The following is a 16,660-nucleotide window of genomic DNA, read 5'->3' as shown; positions in this document are numbered from 1 at the left end:
GATGAACGCTCGCCGCGCAACTCGACAGGCAATAAGACAATCTCGGGGTTTGGCTCGATCAGCGTAAGCGTACACCCGACGCCGTTCACTCGGCGGGCTTGAAATTCCAGGGCATGAGGGCCTCGATGTTTTTGTTGGGCCATCGGTTGGCGATTCGTTCGAGGGTCTTTGGGCCCAGGCGTAGGGGTCGACGCCGTTTAATTTGCAGGTCTGAAGCATGGTGGCGATGGAAGCCCACGTCCGCCCACCGCCAGCGGACCCGGCGAATAGTGAGTTCTTGCGCGTGATGGCCATCACCCGTTCATTCTGCCCATGTCGGGCAAGAGTTGGAAGTCCATTTCCGGTGGCATCCGTATTTTGGCGGCAAGATCGTTGTGCGTGGGGTGGAACATCGAGCAACTGGGCAGTTTTTCAAAGTCCTGGGGCCCGCCGGCGTTGTGGTCTCGATGGCAGGGTGGATGCTCGATCCCGTCGTCTGCTCCAGCATGACTCTTGGCATCCCACGTGTCGACCTCGCCGCACTCGTCGAGCGGGAGCGACTGTTGATTGGTGCGATCAATCCCACACGGTGCCGGAGCGATATTGCGATCGTTCTGGAGGAAAGCAATGCAGTCTCCCAAAGCGTCGGCTGTGGAGCCGACTCGGCAATTGACCCTGATATTCGACAACACCAGGCTGGAAGGGCTGGGCTCTGCGGAGCGGGACAAGATCATTTCGGCGTTGGCTCAGATCCTCATGTTGGCGGCCGGCATCAGCGTAGAGGAGCTTGACGATGACAAGCGCTGAAACGATTCCGGCGGCCATCTTGAAGAGGAAGGCCGTCGTCTACGTGCGCCAGTCGACGCAATCCCAGGTGATGACCAACCTGGAGGGCAAGCGGCGTCAATATGATCTGGTCGATGTCGCCCGCCGACACGGTTTCGTGGATGTTGAAGTCATCGACGACGATCTCGGTCGTTCGGCGAGCGGAACGGTGGCGCGTCCCGGCTTCGACCGCTTGGTGGCATGGCTGTGCGCCGGGAAGGTCGGCGCCGTTTTGTGCTTCGATGCGTCCAGGCTCGCGCGAAACGGCCGCGATTGGCATCACCTGCTTGAATTGTGTGGGCTCGTCGAAGCCCGCGTCATTGATGGCGAGGGGGTCTATAACCCGTGTCGCCCCAATGATCGGCTGCTTCTTGGCATGAAAGGCAGCATCAGCGAGTTCGAACTCGGCGTGCTACGCACCCGGATGTTGGATGCCGCCCGATCCAAGGCCGGCCGGGGCGAGCTGCGCTTGTCGGTTCCCTTCGGCTACATCTGGCACCGGGAAGCGGGGCTCGGCCTTGATCCCGATCAGCGCCTCCAGGAGGTCATTCGGCTCATCTTCGTCCGCTTCCATGAACTCGGCAGCGCGCGCCAGGTGCTGCTCTCGATGAAAGCCGATCAAATCCACTTCCCACGTCCCTCTGACGAGGGCCGCATGACGAGTTTCGACTGGAAGCCGATCCGCTACCGCAACGTGATCGCCGTTCTCAAGAATCCCTTCTACGCGGGAGTTTACGTTTACGGGAAAAGTGAGAAACGCACCTCCATTGTCGACGGAAGGGCGTGGCGAAGCTACGGCCATGGCAAGCCGATCGGAACATGGGAGGTGATGATCAAGGATCATCACGCAGCTATATTTGCTGGGCGGAATATGAGCGCAACCAGAAGCAGCTCGCCCTCAAAACTTACGGTCATGCCGGAGGCGTGAAGTCCGGCCGGGGCGGCAAGGCGCTTTTGTCGGGCGTCATGACTTGCCGTCGATGCGGCCGGTGTATCGCTGCGACAAGCCAAACCTTATGATGGGGCTGTCACGGTGCATGACCTTCGGCGGCCCCCGGGTCGACGCCGCGGTCTCCCGAGAGTTGTTGCGGGCGGTGGAGCCAATGGCGATCGACGCGGCTTTCGAGGCGGAGCGGATGCACCGGGAACAACAGGAAGGCCAGCAACGAATCGTGGACATGGAAATGCAGCAGGCTCGTTACGAGGCGAGTCCAGAGCCGAAGGGGTTGGCCACGAGGACATTTATTTCCGCACCAACGCCGAGTATCGCGAGAGAATCCTGGGCTTTTTTGGCGAGCATCTCTGAATTGCGTTTGTCGGAGCTGCGTCGAGGCCCATCATATCGTCGAGGACTGCGACAAAGGCGCAGCGGGGAGATCGTAGTTTCGCTTCTATGAGGCGGATCAGAGAGGGTTATTGTCGAAGGCGATCGCGGCGCAAGCGCGCGCGCATCGTCCGGCCAGGCTATAGGTTCCATAATCGAGATTACCCGAATCGTAAGTTCACCCGTCTAATCAATTGGATAGGCTTCATTCGGCGATCGGGCATCGCAGCGCTCGGACTCATCGGTTGCACCTGCACCCGGCATACGCCTTTCGAAGCCGCGCAAAACCACTTGACGCGGAAACTCCGATTAGACGACCCCATTTTACAATCAGGCTCACACAATTGATCAACAGCGCTCTACGATCGAAGTGGGCCTCGGTTCTATTCCTGCCCGCCCCCGATCGCTTCAAACGAGTTGGATCCCGCCATGGTCGCGCGAGCGAGCCTCTGTGGTTGCTGCTCTAGTTCCTGCCGCTGGTCGTCGATCGCGCGCCGGGCCTCGTCGATCGCGAGACGCAGCGCCGCGAGTCCGGCCGAATCGAAATTATGGTCACGCGCAAAGCGCAGGCCCTTCGTCGACAGGTCCTCGCTCGTTTTTTCCAGTTCGCCGAGGCGAGGCAGCTCCATGGTCGCATGCGCCTCCGTTTTGAGGTCTATGAGATCGTCGATGAGCGCCAACGCGGCCTTGCGCGCACGAGCACGCGCCACGCCCAACAACGCGGCGGCGCCCGAGGCGACGCCGCTGAACGCCATGGCGCCGACGTATATCCAATCGCCGTAGACGTCCATGAAGCTTTTCTCTGTATTGTCGTAATAGGCGGCCGCGCCAGGATGAGCCGCTGCCGGCGAATCCTTGTCGCTATCGGCTTTTTCCATCGCCGCCGCGATCGGCGCGCGCGCTTCGATCGAGCGCCGCACTGCGAAAAGCCGCTTGGTCAGGCGGGTGACGACCTCATCAGAAAGAGCCCTCGAGGCTTCCAATCGGGTCGAAACCGCAATGGTGGCGGAACCGTCTTTTGGGCGTGGCGGCGCGCCGGAAATCAGGCCCGCTGGGACGTCGACTTTCCGAAGCGCTGGATTTCGAGCGGCAATTCCTTCAGCGCTGTCGAACGGGAGAACTACCGAGCCTTGGGAATGGCTCGACAGGGCCGCCGCGAAACGTTCGAAAAACCCGCCCCGCAGAGGCGCGACTGCGAAAAGCGCATCGACCCGTCTCTGTGCGACGGCCGTCGGCATGTCGGCTTCGGACATCGACACATGTTCGACGGAAGCCAGCGCGACACCATATTCTGAAAGAATCGCATCTAGGAGCGCGTCGTTGGCTGCAGAGGCTGGGACGATCCCTACCCGCTTGCCCGCCAGCCGTCCGACTTCGAGTCCCTTCGAGCCAGACAACGCAACGAGGATTGCGACGTCGTTGTGCAAAACGGCGATCGGGGCTCCATTGGTCGGAACAGTCCCATCTGAACGAATAACGGCGAGATCGACGCGTCGGCTTTCCAGCGCCGCCGCGCTTGCCGCCGAGCCGTCCGTCGTGACGACCGAAAGTCGCGGCGCCGATCGGTCGTGTTGGAGAGCGTCGGATAGCGCCTCTACGAAGCTGGCATCGACGCCGCCGGCTGGACCGACCGCGACCCGCAGCCGTTTGGAGCCCTCGGAAAGCCGGAACGCCGAGATCGCGATTGCCACGATCGCGAACGCCGCGGTCAGGCCGAACAGGCCCGACACGTGCATCAGATGCGAGAACGCTATTCGGCGACGTAACATCAGGACCTCGCATCTCGGTGAACTTCGCCCGGCTGGGAAAAGCGGCTCCAGCATGCAGCTTGTATAAAAGCTCGAGCTTCAGATTTGCAAAAACTCGTAAGTGCAAGCGTCAGACGCGGATTCGAGACGACGGGGGCGGTGCTCGATCTGCATTGATCCCTGAATCGGCCCAAAGCATCGCGCTCACCACAGCGGACAATGCCGATCGACCGTGCAATACTCCTTCCGTTATTCATGTTGATTGGAGGAGTACATGTCTTCGTCCACTCTCGTCGCTGCTACCGCCATTCCCGCGCCTCCCGCTCCGCCGAACGGCCCGTCCGACTGGTCGACCGCGGTTCGCGGCAACGCCTTCTCCAACATCGAACGTCTCGGCCAATGGGTCGGCGGGACCATGCTGCCATCCTATAACGATCCTTCCTCCTCCTTCGCATCGGTCGCCCCAGGCAGCCTGGGTGCCGGAACGACGCCACCGACCATTTATGTCCTCATCCACGGCTGGGCGCCGACTTATCGCTCCATCGTCGACAAATATAATGGCGCTGTGCTTTGGTGGGGCGCCAACGCCGCCCTCGGCGGCGTATGGACATCAGACTGGGCTTGGTTGCCGTCCTCCGCTCCGTCGGCGCCGATCAATTCCCTCGGCGTGCTGCAATCCATCGTCCAGCGGGACCCAAACGCCGTCGTCCTCGCTTATTCCTGGATCGACGATTCGGCGACCGAGAAGGGCTTCGACGGATATCAGGACGTTTATCAGTCGGAAGCCTATACCCATGTGAACGGGCTGCGTCTCGCCGACGCGCTCGAGCAGGCGATCGCCCCGAGCTTCTGGAACGCGCACACCGGCCTGCTGCGTCTCATCGGCCATAGCCACGGCTCCAAGGTCGCGACCGTTGCCGCGCTGACGCTGCAGCAGCGCGGACGGCGGGTCGCGCATCTCACTATTCTCGACTCGCCCGAGAGCACCACGCCGCTAGAGGCGAACGGCGCGAATCTGCTCGGCTTCCATCTCGATCAGCTGCAGATCGAAAATCCGTCCTATTCCTGCGCCGCCGGCGCCTTCGTCGACAATTACGCCTCCTATTTCGGCGTCGCTTATCAGGGCGGCGGCGACATCGGAAATATCGTCGAAGTGGCGCTGCAACCATCCGAGCTCTATTTCAGCGACCCCGGCGATGAGCACGCTTATGCCGCAACCTGGTATGGCGGCGCGGCGATCGGGGCCTCGCAGAACAACGAGCCGCCGCTCGGTCTCGCTTGGCCGCCAGCCCCCAAGTCGTTCCTGCCCTCGCTCAATCAGAACTGGCCTGGCGGCGCCAATGCGTATTCGCAATGGAATCTGCAGGTCGGACCGTCGATCGGGACCACGTACGCCTATTCGACGCAGGCGCTGCCGATCACTCTCGTCGATTTCGGCGGTAATGTCCGTTTCGACCCGAACGGCGGCGGCCGAATCTACCTCTGGCCCGCGCCCAGCCGATATCCGGCGTTCTCCTACTTCCAAGGCAGCTACGACAATTCGGATTTCGGCGACGGATATGGGCTCGCCTTCGATCTTCAATGGATCGCGCCGCAGCCCGGCGATTATCTGGTTGTCACCGCCGAATCGCCGGTTCTCGGCGATCAGGAAGTGATCTTGGTGATCGACGGCGCCTCGGCGCCGCTCGGCGTGACCCCGGTCGCGACGTCGAGCAAGGCGGGCGGCGATGGTTTGAACTTCTACGTCTATTTCCTCGCGGCGGCGAACAACACGACCGGCCGTGTCGCCTTGTCCAATTTCCGACTCGTCGAGGTGACCGACCCGACTGGCGCGTTGCGCGCGCGCCGCATCGCAGCTGCGGAGGTGAAAGCGCAGGCCGCGGAGAAGGCGGATCGCGAGGCTGCGTCGTAACGGGCGCCGTCGTCGATCTCGACTCCTGTCGATTGGCAATTAAAGAAGGTCTGCGTCACTCTATTTGCTTTGCCTTGCCAAGGGCGTAGCTTGGGCGTCTCAATAGGGTATGACAAAGAAATTGAATTTGGCCTTTGGGCCGGGAGTCGTCGTGCCAGCGTTGTATTTCGGGAGAATCGCTGGCACGTATCGGCGGACGGAGCCGGGGTACGGTCATGCCCCGAGTGTGGAGGAGTATCGACAGCGCGTCACGGCTGGCCCGGCGTCTGCAGGACCTTCCAATCCAAGGTGTTCCTGTCGTTCTCGAGTTGCGCCTGGGCCGGTGGCGCGCGGCCGCGCCTTTTCCAAGAAATCAAAGCACGCGGCTACAGAGGGAGCTTTTCCAACCACGAACGCTTTTTGGCGAAATGGCGCAATCCGAACCGCAAGCCGGTGAAGATGGTTGCGGTACAAATTTTGGGGATGGCGAGGCAAAAGGGGTCGGACCTTCATGAGGATCAGGCAGCCAGCGCTGCGTTCCAGATTTCGGGTGCCGTTGTCCCGGCAGCTCCAAATTTGCTCAGTGCGAATTGGCCCTTTCTTTCGGCGATCGTGATCGCCGCATGGCGGAACCGCTTGAACCCGACCATAGGTCCCAAACGAAGCTTGATTGATCGGTGATCCTGTTCAATGAGGAATTCAGGTATTTCGAAGATCGAATTTGAGTCCGTGCGCCGCCTCTATGCCGCGCGAGAAGTTCGTGCGCCGCACGATGTGACGCCTGATATCCGTCGAGCGTGATTTTGCGCGGCGGTCGTTTGTGGCTCGTGAAAGCACTACGGAAAAACGCTTCGGGGGCGGCGGCATCTCGCTTTGCGGGTAGCAAAAAGTCCACCGACTTCCCCGCCTTGGCGACGGCGCGGTAGAGATAGATCCAACGACCATTGATCTTGACGTAGGTCTCGTCGACGCGCCACGATCCGCCACCGCTTTTCGAACTCCGGAACGTAGCGCTGAACCCAGCGCATGATGGTCGTATAGGCCAAAGACAAGCCACGTTCCGCCATCATTTCTACGAGATCTCGGAAGCTGGCTTGTATCGCAGATACCAGCGCACGCCGAGAACGATGATTTCGTGATGGCGGCCTTTGAAAAGATCGTCCACACTCAGCATCGCCCGTTGCCCCAGCGTCCGGTTGCGCCTACGGAGGGACTATGTCCCGCTCACGCCATTCGCACCAGAGCCTTCGACTGCGAGACAAGCTCGTCACAGCCGCTGTCGAGCAGCCCGTTCCGAAAATTGCTCGCCGCTGCTTCGCTTCGCGCGACCGACCCGTTTTTCTCGTCTTTCGATTTCGAACATCGGGTCAGTCCCGAGCAAGCGCTTCTACGGGATCGAGGCGGGCCGCGTTGCGCGCCGGCGCGTAGCCGAAGATCACGCCAGTCAGCGTGGCGCTCACGAGAGCTGCCGCCATGGCCGAAAGGGAAAGTCGAATCTCCCATCGTGGCGGGAGAAAGAATGCGGCGATCTCGCAGACGACATTAGACAGGACGATGCCGAGCGCGCCGCCGATGAGACAGATGAGAACGGCCTCGATCAGGAATTGCCGCCGGATATCCGCCTGCGATGCGCCAACGGCCATGCGGACGCCGATCTCGCGCGCACGCTCGGCGACCGACACGAGCATGATGTTCATCACGCCGACGCCGCCGATCGTGAGCGAAACGCCTCCGATCACCGCGAGCAGCAACGACATCGCCTCATAGAGGGCGACGTTCGACTTGATCTCGTCGGCGAGATTGAACACCATGAAGTCCTTGGTTTTGTGTCGCTCCGTCAAAAAGGGCGTCAACCGCTCCTCCGCCGGCTTCGGCGTCGCCCCCTCGCGCAGAGCGACGACGATGCTGTCGAAGTAGTCCCGGCCGACGAAGCGCGCCGTCATCGTCGTCTGAGGAATCCATATGTTCAGCCGCGCGCCACCGCCGCGGGCCTCCTGTCGATAATTGCGTCCCGCCACGCCGATGACTATGCAGGGTAATCGGCCGACGAAGAGTATCGAACCGATCGGATCCACGCCGGCAAAAAAGCGCTGCCTCACATTGGCGTCGATAACGACGACCTGAGATTGTCTCTCGATGTCGGACGCGCGGAACGCCGCGCCGCGCTCGATCGGCAGCCGCATCATCTCGAAATAGCCGGCGCCAACGCCGCTTACCGTCGCGGAGCCTCTGACGGAGCCGAGGCGCAACAAAGCGGTTTGCTCTATCAGCGGACTGACCGCCATGACATATTCTTGTCGACGGAGAGCCGCCACATCTCCCCCATTCAAGGTCTGGATGCGCTTTTGATCCGGGTCCCCCCAATCCCTCCCGGGGTAGATTTCGAGTGTATTGGTCATGAAGCCCCGAAGCTCTTCCGCGAGAAACCGCTGCGCGGCCTCGCCCACCGCCACCATGGTGACGACAGACACGATGCCGATGACGACGCCGAGCAAGGTCAGCGCTGTACGAAGCCGATGCGACACGAGCGCTGTCACGGCCATTAGGGCGGCTTCGGCCAATCGCGTCCAGAGCGCGGCCCCGCCTTTGTCGGCCGGATGCCCGTCCTCCGCATCCTGGACGTCGGCCAAAACGGCATTCGGATCGCGACGACGCAGGTCTCGCTCCGTCGGCCGGTCGGACACGATGCGTCCGTCGGCGAGCTCGACGATGCGCCGAGCGTGCTCCGCAACGCTCGGGTCATGGGTCGCGATGATCAACGTATGACCCCGCCGGTTGAGCTCGATCAGGAGGTCCATGACCTCCCGGCCGTTGCGGCTGTCGAGCGCGCCAGTGGGTTCGTCGGCGAGAATGATCTCGCCGCCATTCATCAGAGCGCGAGCGATCGAGACCCTCTGCTGCTGGCCGCCGGACAATTGGCTCGGGCGATGACCGAGGCGTTCGCTGAGCCCTAGCCGTTCCAGGAGCCGCCGGCTCCGCGCGCGACGCTCTTGCGCGTCGAGGCCGGCATAGATCGCCGGGATCTCGACATTGGCGAGCGCGGAGAGCTGTGGGAGCAAGTGATAGCGCTGAAACACGAAGCCGAAGCGGGAGCGCCGCAGCGCCGCGAGCGCATCGCGATCGAGCGATCCGATCTCTCCTCCCGCGAGGCGATAGCTGCCGGCGCTGAGCCGGTCGAGGCATCCCAAGACATTCATCAGAGTGGATTTTCCGGAGCCGGAGGCACCCATGAGCGCGATCATTTCGCCAGCGGCGATATCGAGATCGACGCCGCGCAACGCATAGATCTCCTGCTCCGCTTCAGCGTAGCGCCGCTCCGCCCCGCGCAGCTCGATCAGCGCCCCTTTCATTGTCGCGCCGACGTGTGAGGGTCGGATGCGATCGGCGCATCCGAGGCGACGATCCGCTCGCCTTCCGCCAGCCCGTCCACGACCTCCGCCAGAATGCGATTGTCGACGCCGATACGAACCAGACGATTTTCGATGCGGCCGTCCGCACCGATGACGCGCAGGCGGTAGCGTCCGTCGGCTTCCTGTGCGCGCAGGACGGTCGCCGGGATCGTCAGCGCATTCTTCGTCACATCGAGCGTGATCGACACTTGCGCCGTCATGCCGATTCGCAATCGACGGTCCGGATTGGGCGTGTCGAAAAGCGCATTGTAGAACACGGCGGCCGCGCCGCTTCCAGCGGTCGATGACGTTTGCGCGTTCGTCTGCGTCGTCGTGGGATCGCTGTAATTCTGTGGCGCCGGCTCGACGGCGCGGAGAATCGCCGAATATCGTTTGTCCGAATCGCCCATCACCCCGAAAGAGACGCGCTGGCCGACTTTCACATTGATCACATCGGCTTCGGAAATTTGCGTGCGGACCGTCATCGAGTCGAGGCGTGCTAGCTTCAACAGAACCGGTACGATCTGGGCGGCGACGACGGTCTGGCCCTCCTGCGCGAGAACGCCGACGACGTCGCCGTCGATCGGGGCCGTGATTTTGGTATAGGCGAGATTGGCGCTCGCAATATCGACTTGACTTTCCGCCTGATCGATCTGCGCCGCCAGAGCGAGAACATTCGCCTTGTCCGAAAGCGCCTGCGCTTCGGCGTTTTCGAAATCTCGGCGCGACGTCGCCGACTTCGCCATCATGCCGCGCTGCCGGGCCAATTCGAGCTCCGAGCGGCGCGCATTGGAGATTGCCGAGGTCCGTTGCGCTTCGAGATTGGCGAGGCTCGCCCGCGCGGCTCGCAGCTCGCTCGCCGGCAAGACGGGGTCGATCTCGGCGAGCAATTGGCCTTCGTGGACGTGCTCGCCGAGCCCGACCTTCAACGATTTCAATTGACCGGTCACGCGCGTTCCGACGTCGACCTGCCGGATGGCCTGCAAAGTCCCGGTCGCCAGAACGAAATTCTCTATGTCTTGCCGGATGGCCCGCGCCGTTTCGTAGCGAATGGGCGGCTCGGACGCGAGAAGGCGCCAGATCAACAGGGCCGGGATTGTCAGCCCTAGAATGATCCAGCCGCGCCGTCGGCGAATGCGCGCGAAAAAGGTCATTGCTCGCATCGGCTCGCGAAAATGCCGCGCTCGATCGCCGTGGTCATGTCGACTGCAGGGCTTTTGCCTGGACGTGACGCGTCCGCGCCCGGCGCTTCCTCCACCAGATGTAGACGCCGGTCGTCGAAACGATCGCGACCACGACGCCGCAGAGGCAGACGACGATCCGATAAAGGAGGGAGCCGCCGAGGTCGCCGAAGTGCAATGCGCGCAGCCAATTCGACAGCGTGTTGCCGATCGGCTCGTCGATCGGGGGAAAGACGGTGACGACGGCTCCCGTATCGCCGTCGACCCAGACGCCGGCGATTGCATTGCGTCGCTGAATGTCGAGATCGCTTTTGGCTCCGTAGGTGTAGGCGCCGAAATCCTCGATATAACCGAACATGAACGGCGCGCCGAGCGTCGCGCCGCGCGCTTGCGCGACATCCTTCATTCCACGGTCTGCCGCGACCAAGGCGGCGCGCCATCCGAGCCGCGGCGCCTCCTTCGGACGGGCGTCGATGGTCCGGATTTCCTCCTCGAATCCCCGAAAAGGAAGAACGGCTCTCGTGACTGCCTCATAGGCCGTCAGCCAATCGAACATGACCCCGGACCAGGCGAAGACGACGAACAGCGGCCAAAACCACAGGCCGCCCGCCCGATGCAGATCGAAATTGAGGCGAAATGCGCCGGCTCTCCATTTGACGAGCCAGGAGGACTTCCACCGTCGCCAGAACGTGCTCGTCGTCTGCGGCAACGTCAGATAAAGGGCGTAGAAGCAGTCGAGCGTCCACACCAGCGCGACGACGCCGAGGCAGAATGCGCCCCAGGGGCCGAGAGCGAGCTGCATATGCAGCTCATAGACGAAGGACATGAGATTGATCGGACCCTGGGAGAGATCGCCATTGCGGCGTCGCCCGAGCTCCTCGCCGGTCCATGGATCGAGGAACATATGGGTGAAGCCGATCGCGAGTGGGACGCCGGTCTCGGCGCTTTTCCGAGGGATGCAGCGCGCGACGATCTGGCGGTCGTAAGCGAACATATAGGCCAGTCGCGCGTCGGGCGCGGCCGCTTCGACGCGCTCGGCGATCGTCGAGAGGTCGAGCCGCTGATCCGGGCGCAGCTCGGCATAGAGCTGCGGGCTGATCAGTCGCTCGAGGTCGTCATTGAAGGCAAGCAGTGCGCCCGTGAGCCCCTCCAGAAGGAGGAAGCCCGCGAGCAGCAGCCCGACCCACCGGTGAACGACGACGAAGGCGCGGCGAATCATGCGTTAGAACTCGACTTTCATCGAGCCGCGGAAGCTGCGCGGCGCGCCTGTGGTGACGGAGAAATTGGACGCATAGCCTTGCTGGTAGTAGCGCGTGTCGAGGAGATTGTTGACATTGATCTGGAACGTCGTGCGCTTGTCGAGAATCTTCGTCTCATAGCCGGCCATCAGCGCGACGGTGGCGTAGCCGGGGATTTGGAAATCGTTGAAGTTGTCGCCCGAAGCGAGGCTGCGCGCGATAGCGCCCGCCCCCAGCTTGAGGCCGCGGAACGTCGCGTCTTGGAATTCATAAGTGGCCCACAGGCTGCCGGCGTGGCGGGGCACGCCGCCCAATCGCTTGCCCTTGGCGCCGGTGACGCTGAGCAGGTTTCCTGAGCCGTCGTACACGCAAGACCCGTTCGGGTTGTTGAATGGGTCGACGCAATAGCCGTCGTTGACGATCATCGAGGCGATATAGGAATAGCCGCCGATGACCTTGAGGCCGGGCGTCACCTCGCCCGCGACGTCGAGCTCGACGCCGCGATTGCGCACTTCGCCGATCGCTTTGAAATAGCCTTGTGCCGCCAGCGCCGGATCGGGGTCGGGCGTCGCCAGATGCTGTTTTGCGAGGTCGTAATAGGCGAGGGTCGCAGTCAATTTCCCGCTCAACAATTCGGCTTTGGCGCCGACTTCCCATTGTTGCGCGGTCTCCGGCGGCAGTGGCCGACGCGTATCGCCATTGGCGGCGCCGAAATTGGTGAGATAGCTGCCATAGAGGCTGACCTCCCGGATCGGCCGCCACAAAAGTCCGAAGCGCGGCGTGACCCGTTGAGCGTTGCTCGAGACCTTCTTGCCGATTTCGTCATAATCGATCGCGTGATCGTGCCGCATTCCCGCCAGCAAATGGAAGCCGAAAGGCAGCTCGACCTGGTCCTGAACATAGATCCCCCACCAGTCGAGATGCGTGGCGAAATCCGAGCGCGACATCGGATCGAAGGCGGTGGGCAAGATCTTGAGATAGGTGGGCGCGAGAATATTGATGTTCGGCACGCCGTCGAAGGTGATGAAATTGAAGCCGCTCGAGTCGAATCGCTGATAATCGGCGCCGATGAGCAGAGTGTGGCTCGCGCCTGCGAGATCGACCTTACCTGTGAGGTCGATATTGCCGTAATAATTGTGCTGCTCGAAGACCGGGAGGAGATAGGCGTAATTGTCGAGCTGGAACGGCGTGACCGGATCCCAGCCGAAAGACCCTCCGTTGAAGTTGAATTGGTTGACGACCTGAGCGAAAAATCGCTGCTTGAGGTTCCAATTCTCGTTGAGATCGTGGGAAAAGGTCAATCCGATCTGGATTTCATCCTGCTTGCCGCGCTGCCAGGGTTGATTGAGGCTCTCCGTCACAGGGCGGAACGACAGCGGACGCGCCCCGAATGCGATGGCGCCGAGTGGATTGGCGTCGAGCGTGGTGAAGGCCGGAGACCAGGCCGCGGTCGCTGTCGCAGCGCGGCTATATTGCAATGACAGCTCGACTTCCGTCTGCTGGTCCGGCTTCCATAGGAGCTTCGGCGCGATCGAAAAATTTCGACCGTCGGAGAACCTCCAGAAGTCATGGGTGTTCTCATAGGCGAGATTGAATCGATAGAGCAGGTTCTTGTCTAGCGTGAGGGGCCCAGTGGCGTCGAGTGTCGTGCGCGTCTCGCCATAGGATGCGAGCTCCTGGCCGATGGCGTAATAGGGCGTCTCCAAGGGACGTTTGGTCACGACATTGACGACTCCCCCAGGCTCGGCGCGGCCGAAAAGAATGGAGGCCGGCCCTTTGAGGACTTCGATGCGGTCGACATTGGCGAGATTTTGGCGCGAGCCGGTGTCGATCGTGTGGATGCGAATGCCGTCGAGATAATAATCGTAGGTCAAAAATCCGCGGATCCAGAAGGTCGGGTCGCCGGTCTGCCGCACATCCGGGGCGATGACGCCGCTGATGTTGTTGACCGCATCGCCGACCGTGACGATCTTCTGGTCGTTGAGCACGGCGCGCGGGACGACTTGGACCGAGGCCGGCGTGTCCATGATTGGCGTGTTGGTCTTGAGCGCCGTCGTCGCGGTCTCCGGATGGTAGGTGTCATTGTTCTCCGGCGCGGGACGCGTGAGCGAAACGATCGATGGGGCGTCGGCGCGGGTCGGCGCGGCGTGGCCGATCTCGATGGTCGGCAGAGCCTCTTGAGCGAAGGCCGCAGAGGCGAGCCCTAGGGTGAGCGCGCCGGCCGACGCGCCGCGCAACAGCATGAAGCGAAGCATTATGAAATTCTCCTGGCGTGGCTGTGAGCCGACGCGATCCGAAGGGATTCGAGCGCGGCGGGACGCCGCATCGTTCGGTCAGGAGAGAAGCGGAGGCGCTCTGGAGGACCAGGCCTTCTTGTGGACGCCGCGTGTGGTGAGCCCTTCGTCGGCGGCGCGCCATGGCGCGCGAAAGTCATACCTCTGTGAAGCGTCGAGGGTCACGCTCCACTGCGGCGCGTCGCTAGACCACGAGCCGCATTCGACGAGAACGCAGGTCTTGCAGTCGAAGGCGCCGACCTGCTTCGTCGGATGGCCCGCGGCGATCCGATCCCGGCCGCATCGCATTTCGATCCGCGAAGCGTCGGCCGGACAGGCGATCATCGAATGCGACAGCGAGACGATCGCTTGCAATAGAAGCACGCACAGCAATGCGACGGCCGATCGTATCTTCGGCCTGTGCAGCGGGGGCGAGGGCGTCGTCGTCATAGGCGGGACCGTCTCGAAGCGGCGACGCTCGCGACTGGAGCGGCACCGTCGCTCCCGTGCTTAATGGGGCAACCTTACATGGGCATAATCGCGACCGAGTTTTCGGGGGCTTTCACGCTTCAGGGTTGCCAAAGTCCCGATGCGTTGTAAAAATGGCACAGCTCTCGGAGACATGGAGACGTTGTGGCGGCGTTCCCTCTTCGAGCGAGGCCGAGCTTGTCTTCATGCGTATTCTAATCGTCGAGGATCATGCGGAGCTCGCCCGAGAGATCGCGGAGCAGCTCGGGCGATGCGGTTTCGTGGCCGATCGCGTCGCCTGCGCGAGCGAAGCGGTCGAGGCGGTCGAGACGCAGAACTACTCGTTGATGCTGCTCGATCGCAAGCTTCCGGACGGCGAAGGAATTTCGTTGATCCCCGCGATCCGTCACGCCCGACCGGGCATTCGCATATTGATGGTGACAGCTCTCGACGCCACCTGCGAGAAAGTCTCAGGTCTCGAGGCGGGAGCCGACGACTATCTCACAAAGCCTTTCGAGCCGGACGAGTTGATCGCGCGCATCCGCGCGAGCCTCAGACGTCCCGGCTGTGAGCGCGCGCCGCCTGTGGCGCTCGGGTTTCTCTCCTTCGATCTCGGAAGTCTCGAGGTCACGGTGCACGGAATGCCGGTGCTCTTGCATCAGCGCGAGCTCGCCCTGCTGGAGGCGCTGGTGCGGCAGGCGGGTCGGGTCGTGCTCCGCGACACCTTGATGACGGAAGTGTTCGGTTTTTCCGAAGACGTGCATTGGAACACGCTCAATGTCCTCGTCTCCCGCCTGCGTCGGCGGCTCGCCGAGCTCGACGCGGGCGTCGATATCCATTCGGCGCGGGGAGTCGGGTATCTTATGACGATTTCGACGCCGTGATTCGCCATCCCTCGCTGTCGCTGCGACTGATCGGCTATCTGATCGCCGCGCAGATCATCGCTTTCATCGGGACGGCGCTTCTCATCATGCCGCTCTATGCGATCTTCAATCTCGGCGACGGCGAGATCACTCTGGACGATTGGGCGGCGGAGCGCGTCTACCGGCTCTTGTTCGACTCGGTCGAGCGGATCGACGGCGATCTCGTCCTGCGGCCGACGAGTGAGCTCGTGGACTATGCAGCGAATAATCCCGGCTTTCTGTTCGCGGCTTTCGATGTCGTCACCGGGCGGCCGGTTCCGGGCTCGTCGGAGGACATCGTCTCGACTCTTCGGCGTCACGACGATATTCGGTTGGATTGGGCGCAATTCGGTATCAAGACCAGCGGGCGCGATCTACGTCATTGCATCTCTCGCAAGCAGAAGCCGCCGGCCGGCGCCGTCGCGACGATCGCATGTAATTACGCATTCCACTGGCACGACATCTATTATGTCGTGCGCGACTGGCTGCGCATGTATCTGTCGTTCCCCAATCTCCTGGTGGACATGCCGGGCGTGGCGCTGTCGGTTCTGATCGCATGGATCGTCGTGCGGCATGAATTGGCTCCGATACGCCGAGCGGCGTCGGCGGCGGCGCGTATCGATCTCGGATCGCTCGCCCAACGCATTCCCGAGGACGGAACCCCGGCGGAGATATTGCCCCTCGTCACATCCGTCAATGGCGCCTTGGCGCGCCTCGATGCGGGAGTCGCGAGGCAGCGCCGCTTCGCGGCGAACGCCGCGCATGAGCTGCGCACGCCGATCTCGATTTTGCGCGCGCGCGTCGACAATCCGTCCGAGCTCGATTTTCGTGAGGATCTGCGCCGAAATCTGCGCCGCATGCGAACCATCGTCGAACAGCTTCTGGTTCTCGCCAAATCGAATGAAAATGCCCACGCCGAGATGGAGGTTATCGACGTCGTGCATCTCGCCCTCGCGATGGTGGCCGACTACATGCCGCTGGTGATCGAGAATGGTCGGCGCATCGAGTTCGATCGTCCGACCGGCCCCGTCTTCGTGCGAGGGGATCGTCGGGCGCTCGAATCCGTGATCGCGAATTTGATCGATAACGCCTTGCGGATGGAGCCGCGCGGGGGAACAATTCTCGTCGCTGTCCGGCCCGGCGCGCTTATAGAGGTCGCGGATCATGGTCACGGCGTCGAGGCGCGCGATCGTGAGGTCATATTCGAACCGTTTTGGCGAAAGACGGAGACGGCCGAAGGCACGGGCCTCGGTCTCGCGATCGTCAAGGAGTTGCTCGATGCTCATCTCGGCGAAATAACAGTCGCAGAAACGCCCGGCGGCGGCGCGACATTCAAAATATTCTTAGAACAAATCTCCGTTTCGCAGAATGGGATATTCGGCTCGGGTGACGGAGATCGACATGGCGAGCACGCTTCCTGCTCGACTTGATCGGGTCCGGCA

10 protein-coding genes and 4 pseudogenes are annotated in these 16,660 nt (G+C 62.2%); 5 read left to right on the top strand and 9 right to left on the bottom strand.

Annotation, left to right across the window (positions count from 1 at the left end; all coding sequences use genetic code 11):
• Positions 1–85 precede the first annotated feature (85 nt).
• Positions 86–300, bottom strand: a pseudogene (locus tag METLW4_RS27270) (transposase domain-containing protein); the annotation flags it as partial.
• 306 nt (positions 301–606) lie between these two features.
• Here METLW4_RS27270 and METLW4_RS0123255 point away from each other — a divergent pair.
• Complete coding sequence (locus METLW4_RS0123255) at positions 607–786, top strand: hypothetical protein (RefSeq protein WP_018268642.1); 180 nt, start codon at positions 607–609, stop codon at positions 784–786.
• A pseudogene (locus tag METLW4_RS26030) lies at positions 773–2,015 on the top strand (recombinase family protein); the annotation flags it as partial. The gene METLW4_RS0123255 and the pseudogene METLW4_RS26030, both read left to right, overlap by 14 nt.
• Before the next feature lie 496 nt (positions 2,016–2,511).
• Here METLW4_RS26030 and METLW4_RS0123245 read toward each other — a convergent pair.
• On the bottom strand, positions 2,512–3,897 hold the full coding sequence (locus METLW4_RS0123245; protein WP_026191778.1) for a TAXI family TRAP transporter solute-binding subunit: 1,386 nt from the start codon (positions 3,895–3,897) through the stop codon (positions 2,512–2,514).
• A gap of 253 nt (positions 3,898–4,150) precedes the next feature.
• Here METLW4_RS0123245 and METLW4_RS0123240 point away from each other — a divergent pair, with 253 nt between their 5' ends.
• On the top strand, positions 4,151–5,788 hold the full coding sequence (locus tag METLW4_RS0123240; protein ID WP_157235618.1) for a thioesterase domain-containing protein: 1,638 nt from the start codon (positions 4,151–4,153) through the stop codon (positions 5,786–5,788).
• Between the two features lie 497 nt (positions 5,789–6,285).
• Here METLW4_RS0123240 and METLW4_RS28975 read toward each other — a convergent pair.
• The 7 genes and pseudogenes from METLW4_RS28975 to METLW4_RS0123210 form a co-directional block, all read right to left on the bottom strand.
• Positions 6,286–6,941 (bottom strand): annotated as a pseudogene (locus METLW4_RS28975) (IS6 family transposase).
• A 193-nt stretch (positions 6,942–7,134) separates the two neighbouring features.
• Positions 7,135–8,637: an ABC transporter permease gene (locus METLW4_RS0123230; RefSeq protein ID WP_245258551.1), complete on the bottom strand. Its 1,503-nt coding sequence runs from the start codon at positions 8,635–8,637 to the stop codon at positions 7,135–7,137.
• Between the two features lie 21 nt (positions 8,638–8,658).
• A pseudogene (locus tag METLW4_RS28705) lies at positions 8,659–8,997 on the bottom strand (ABC transporter ATP-binding protein); the annotation flags it as partial.
• A gap of 116 nt (positions 8,998–9,113) precedes the next feature.
• Positions 9,114–10,310 (bottom strand): efflux RND transporter periplasmic adaptor subunit, encoded by a 1,197-nt coding sequence (locus METLW4_RS0123225; protein ID WP_018268637.1) that lies wholly within the window; start codon positions 10,308–10,310, stop codon positions 9,114–9,116.
• A 43-nt stretch (positions 10,311–10,353) separates the two neighbouring features.
• Complete coding sequence (locus tag METLW4_RS26025; protein WP_018268636.1) at positions 10,354–11,556, bottom strand: PepSY-associated TM helix domain-containing protein; 1,203 nt, start codon at positions 11,554–11,556, stop codon at positions 10,354–10,356.
• A gap of 3 nt (positions 11,557–11,559) precedes the next feature.
• Complete coding sequence (locus METLW4_RS26020; RefSeq protein WP_018268635.1) at positions 11,560–13,830, bottom strand: TonB-dependent siderophore receptor; 2,271 nt, start codon at positions 13,828–13,830, stop codon at positions 11,560–11,562.
• A gap of 78 nt (positions 13,831–13,908) precedes the next feature.
• A complete protein-coding gene (locus METLW4_RS0123210) occupies positions 13,909–14,298 on the bottom strand; it encodes a hypothetical protein (RefSeq protein WP_018268634.1) in 390 nt (129 codons plus the stop codon).
• Positions 14,299–14,522: 224 nt separating this feature from the next.
• Here METLW4_RS0123210 and METLW4_RS0123205 point away from each other — a divergent pair, with 224 nt between their 5' ends.
• The gene (locus tag METLW4_RS0123205) at positions 14,523–15,200 is read left to right on the top strand and encodes a response regulator transcription factor (protein WP_018268633.1); all 678 of its coding nucleotides are present in this window, start codon (positions 14,523–14,525) and stop codon (positions 15,198–15,200) included.
• Positions 15,197–16,648 carry a sensor histidine kinase gene (locus METLW4_RS26015; protein ID WP_018268632.1) on the top strand — a complete coding sequence of 484 codons (1,452 nt, stop codon included), beginning with the start codon at positions 15,197–15,199 and terminating at the stop codon, positions 16,646–16,648. Before METLW4_RS0123205 ends, METLW4_RS26015 begins: the two co-directional genes overlap by 4 nt.
• The last annotated feature ends 12 nt before the right edge of the window (positions 16,649–16,660 follow it).

The organism is Methylosinus sp. LW4, assembly GCF_000379125.1.
Classification (GTDB): Bacteria; Pseudomonadota; Alphaproteobacteria; order Rhizobiales; family Beijerinckiaceae; genus Methylosinus.
The sequence above is the reverse complement of the archived record's forward strand: the minus strand, read 5'-3'. Positions and strand labels throughout refer to the sequence as shown.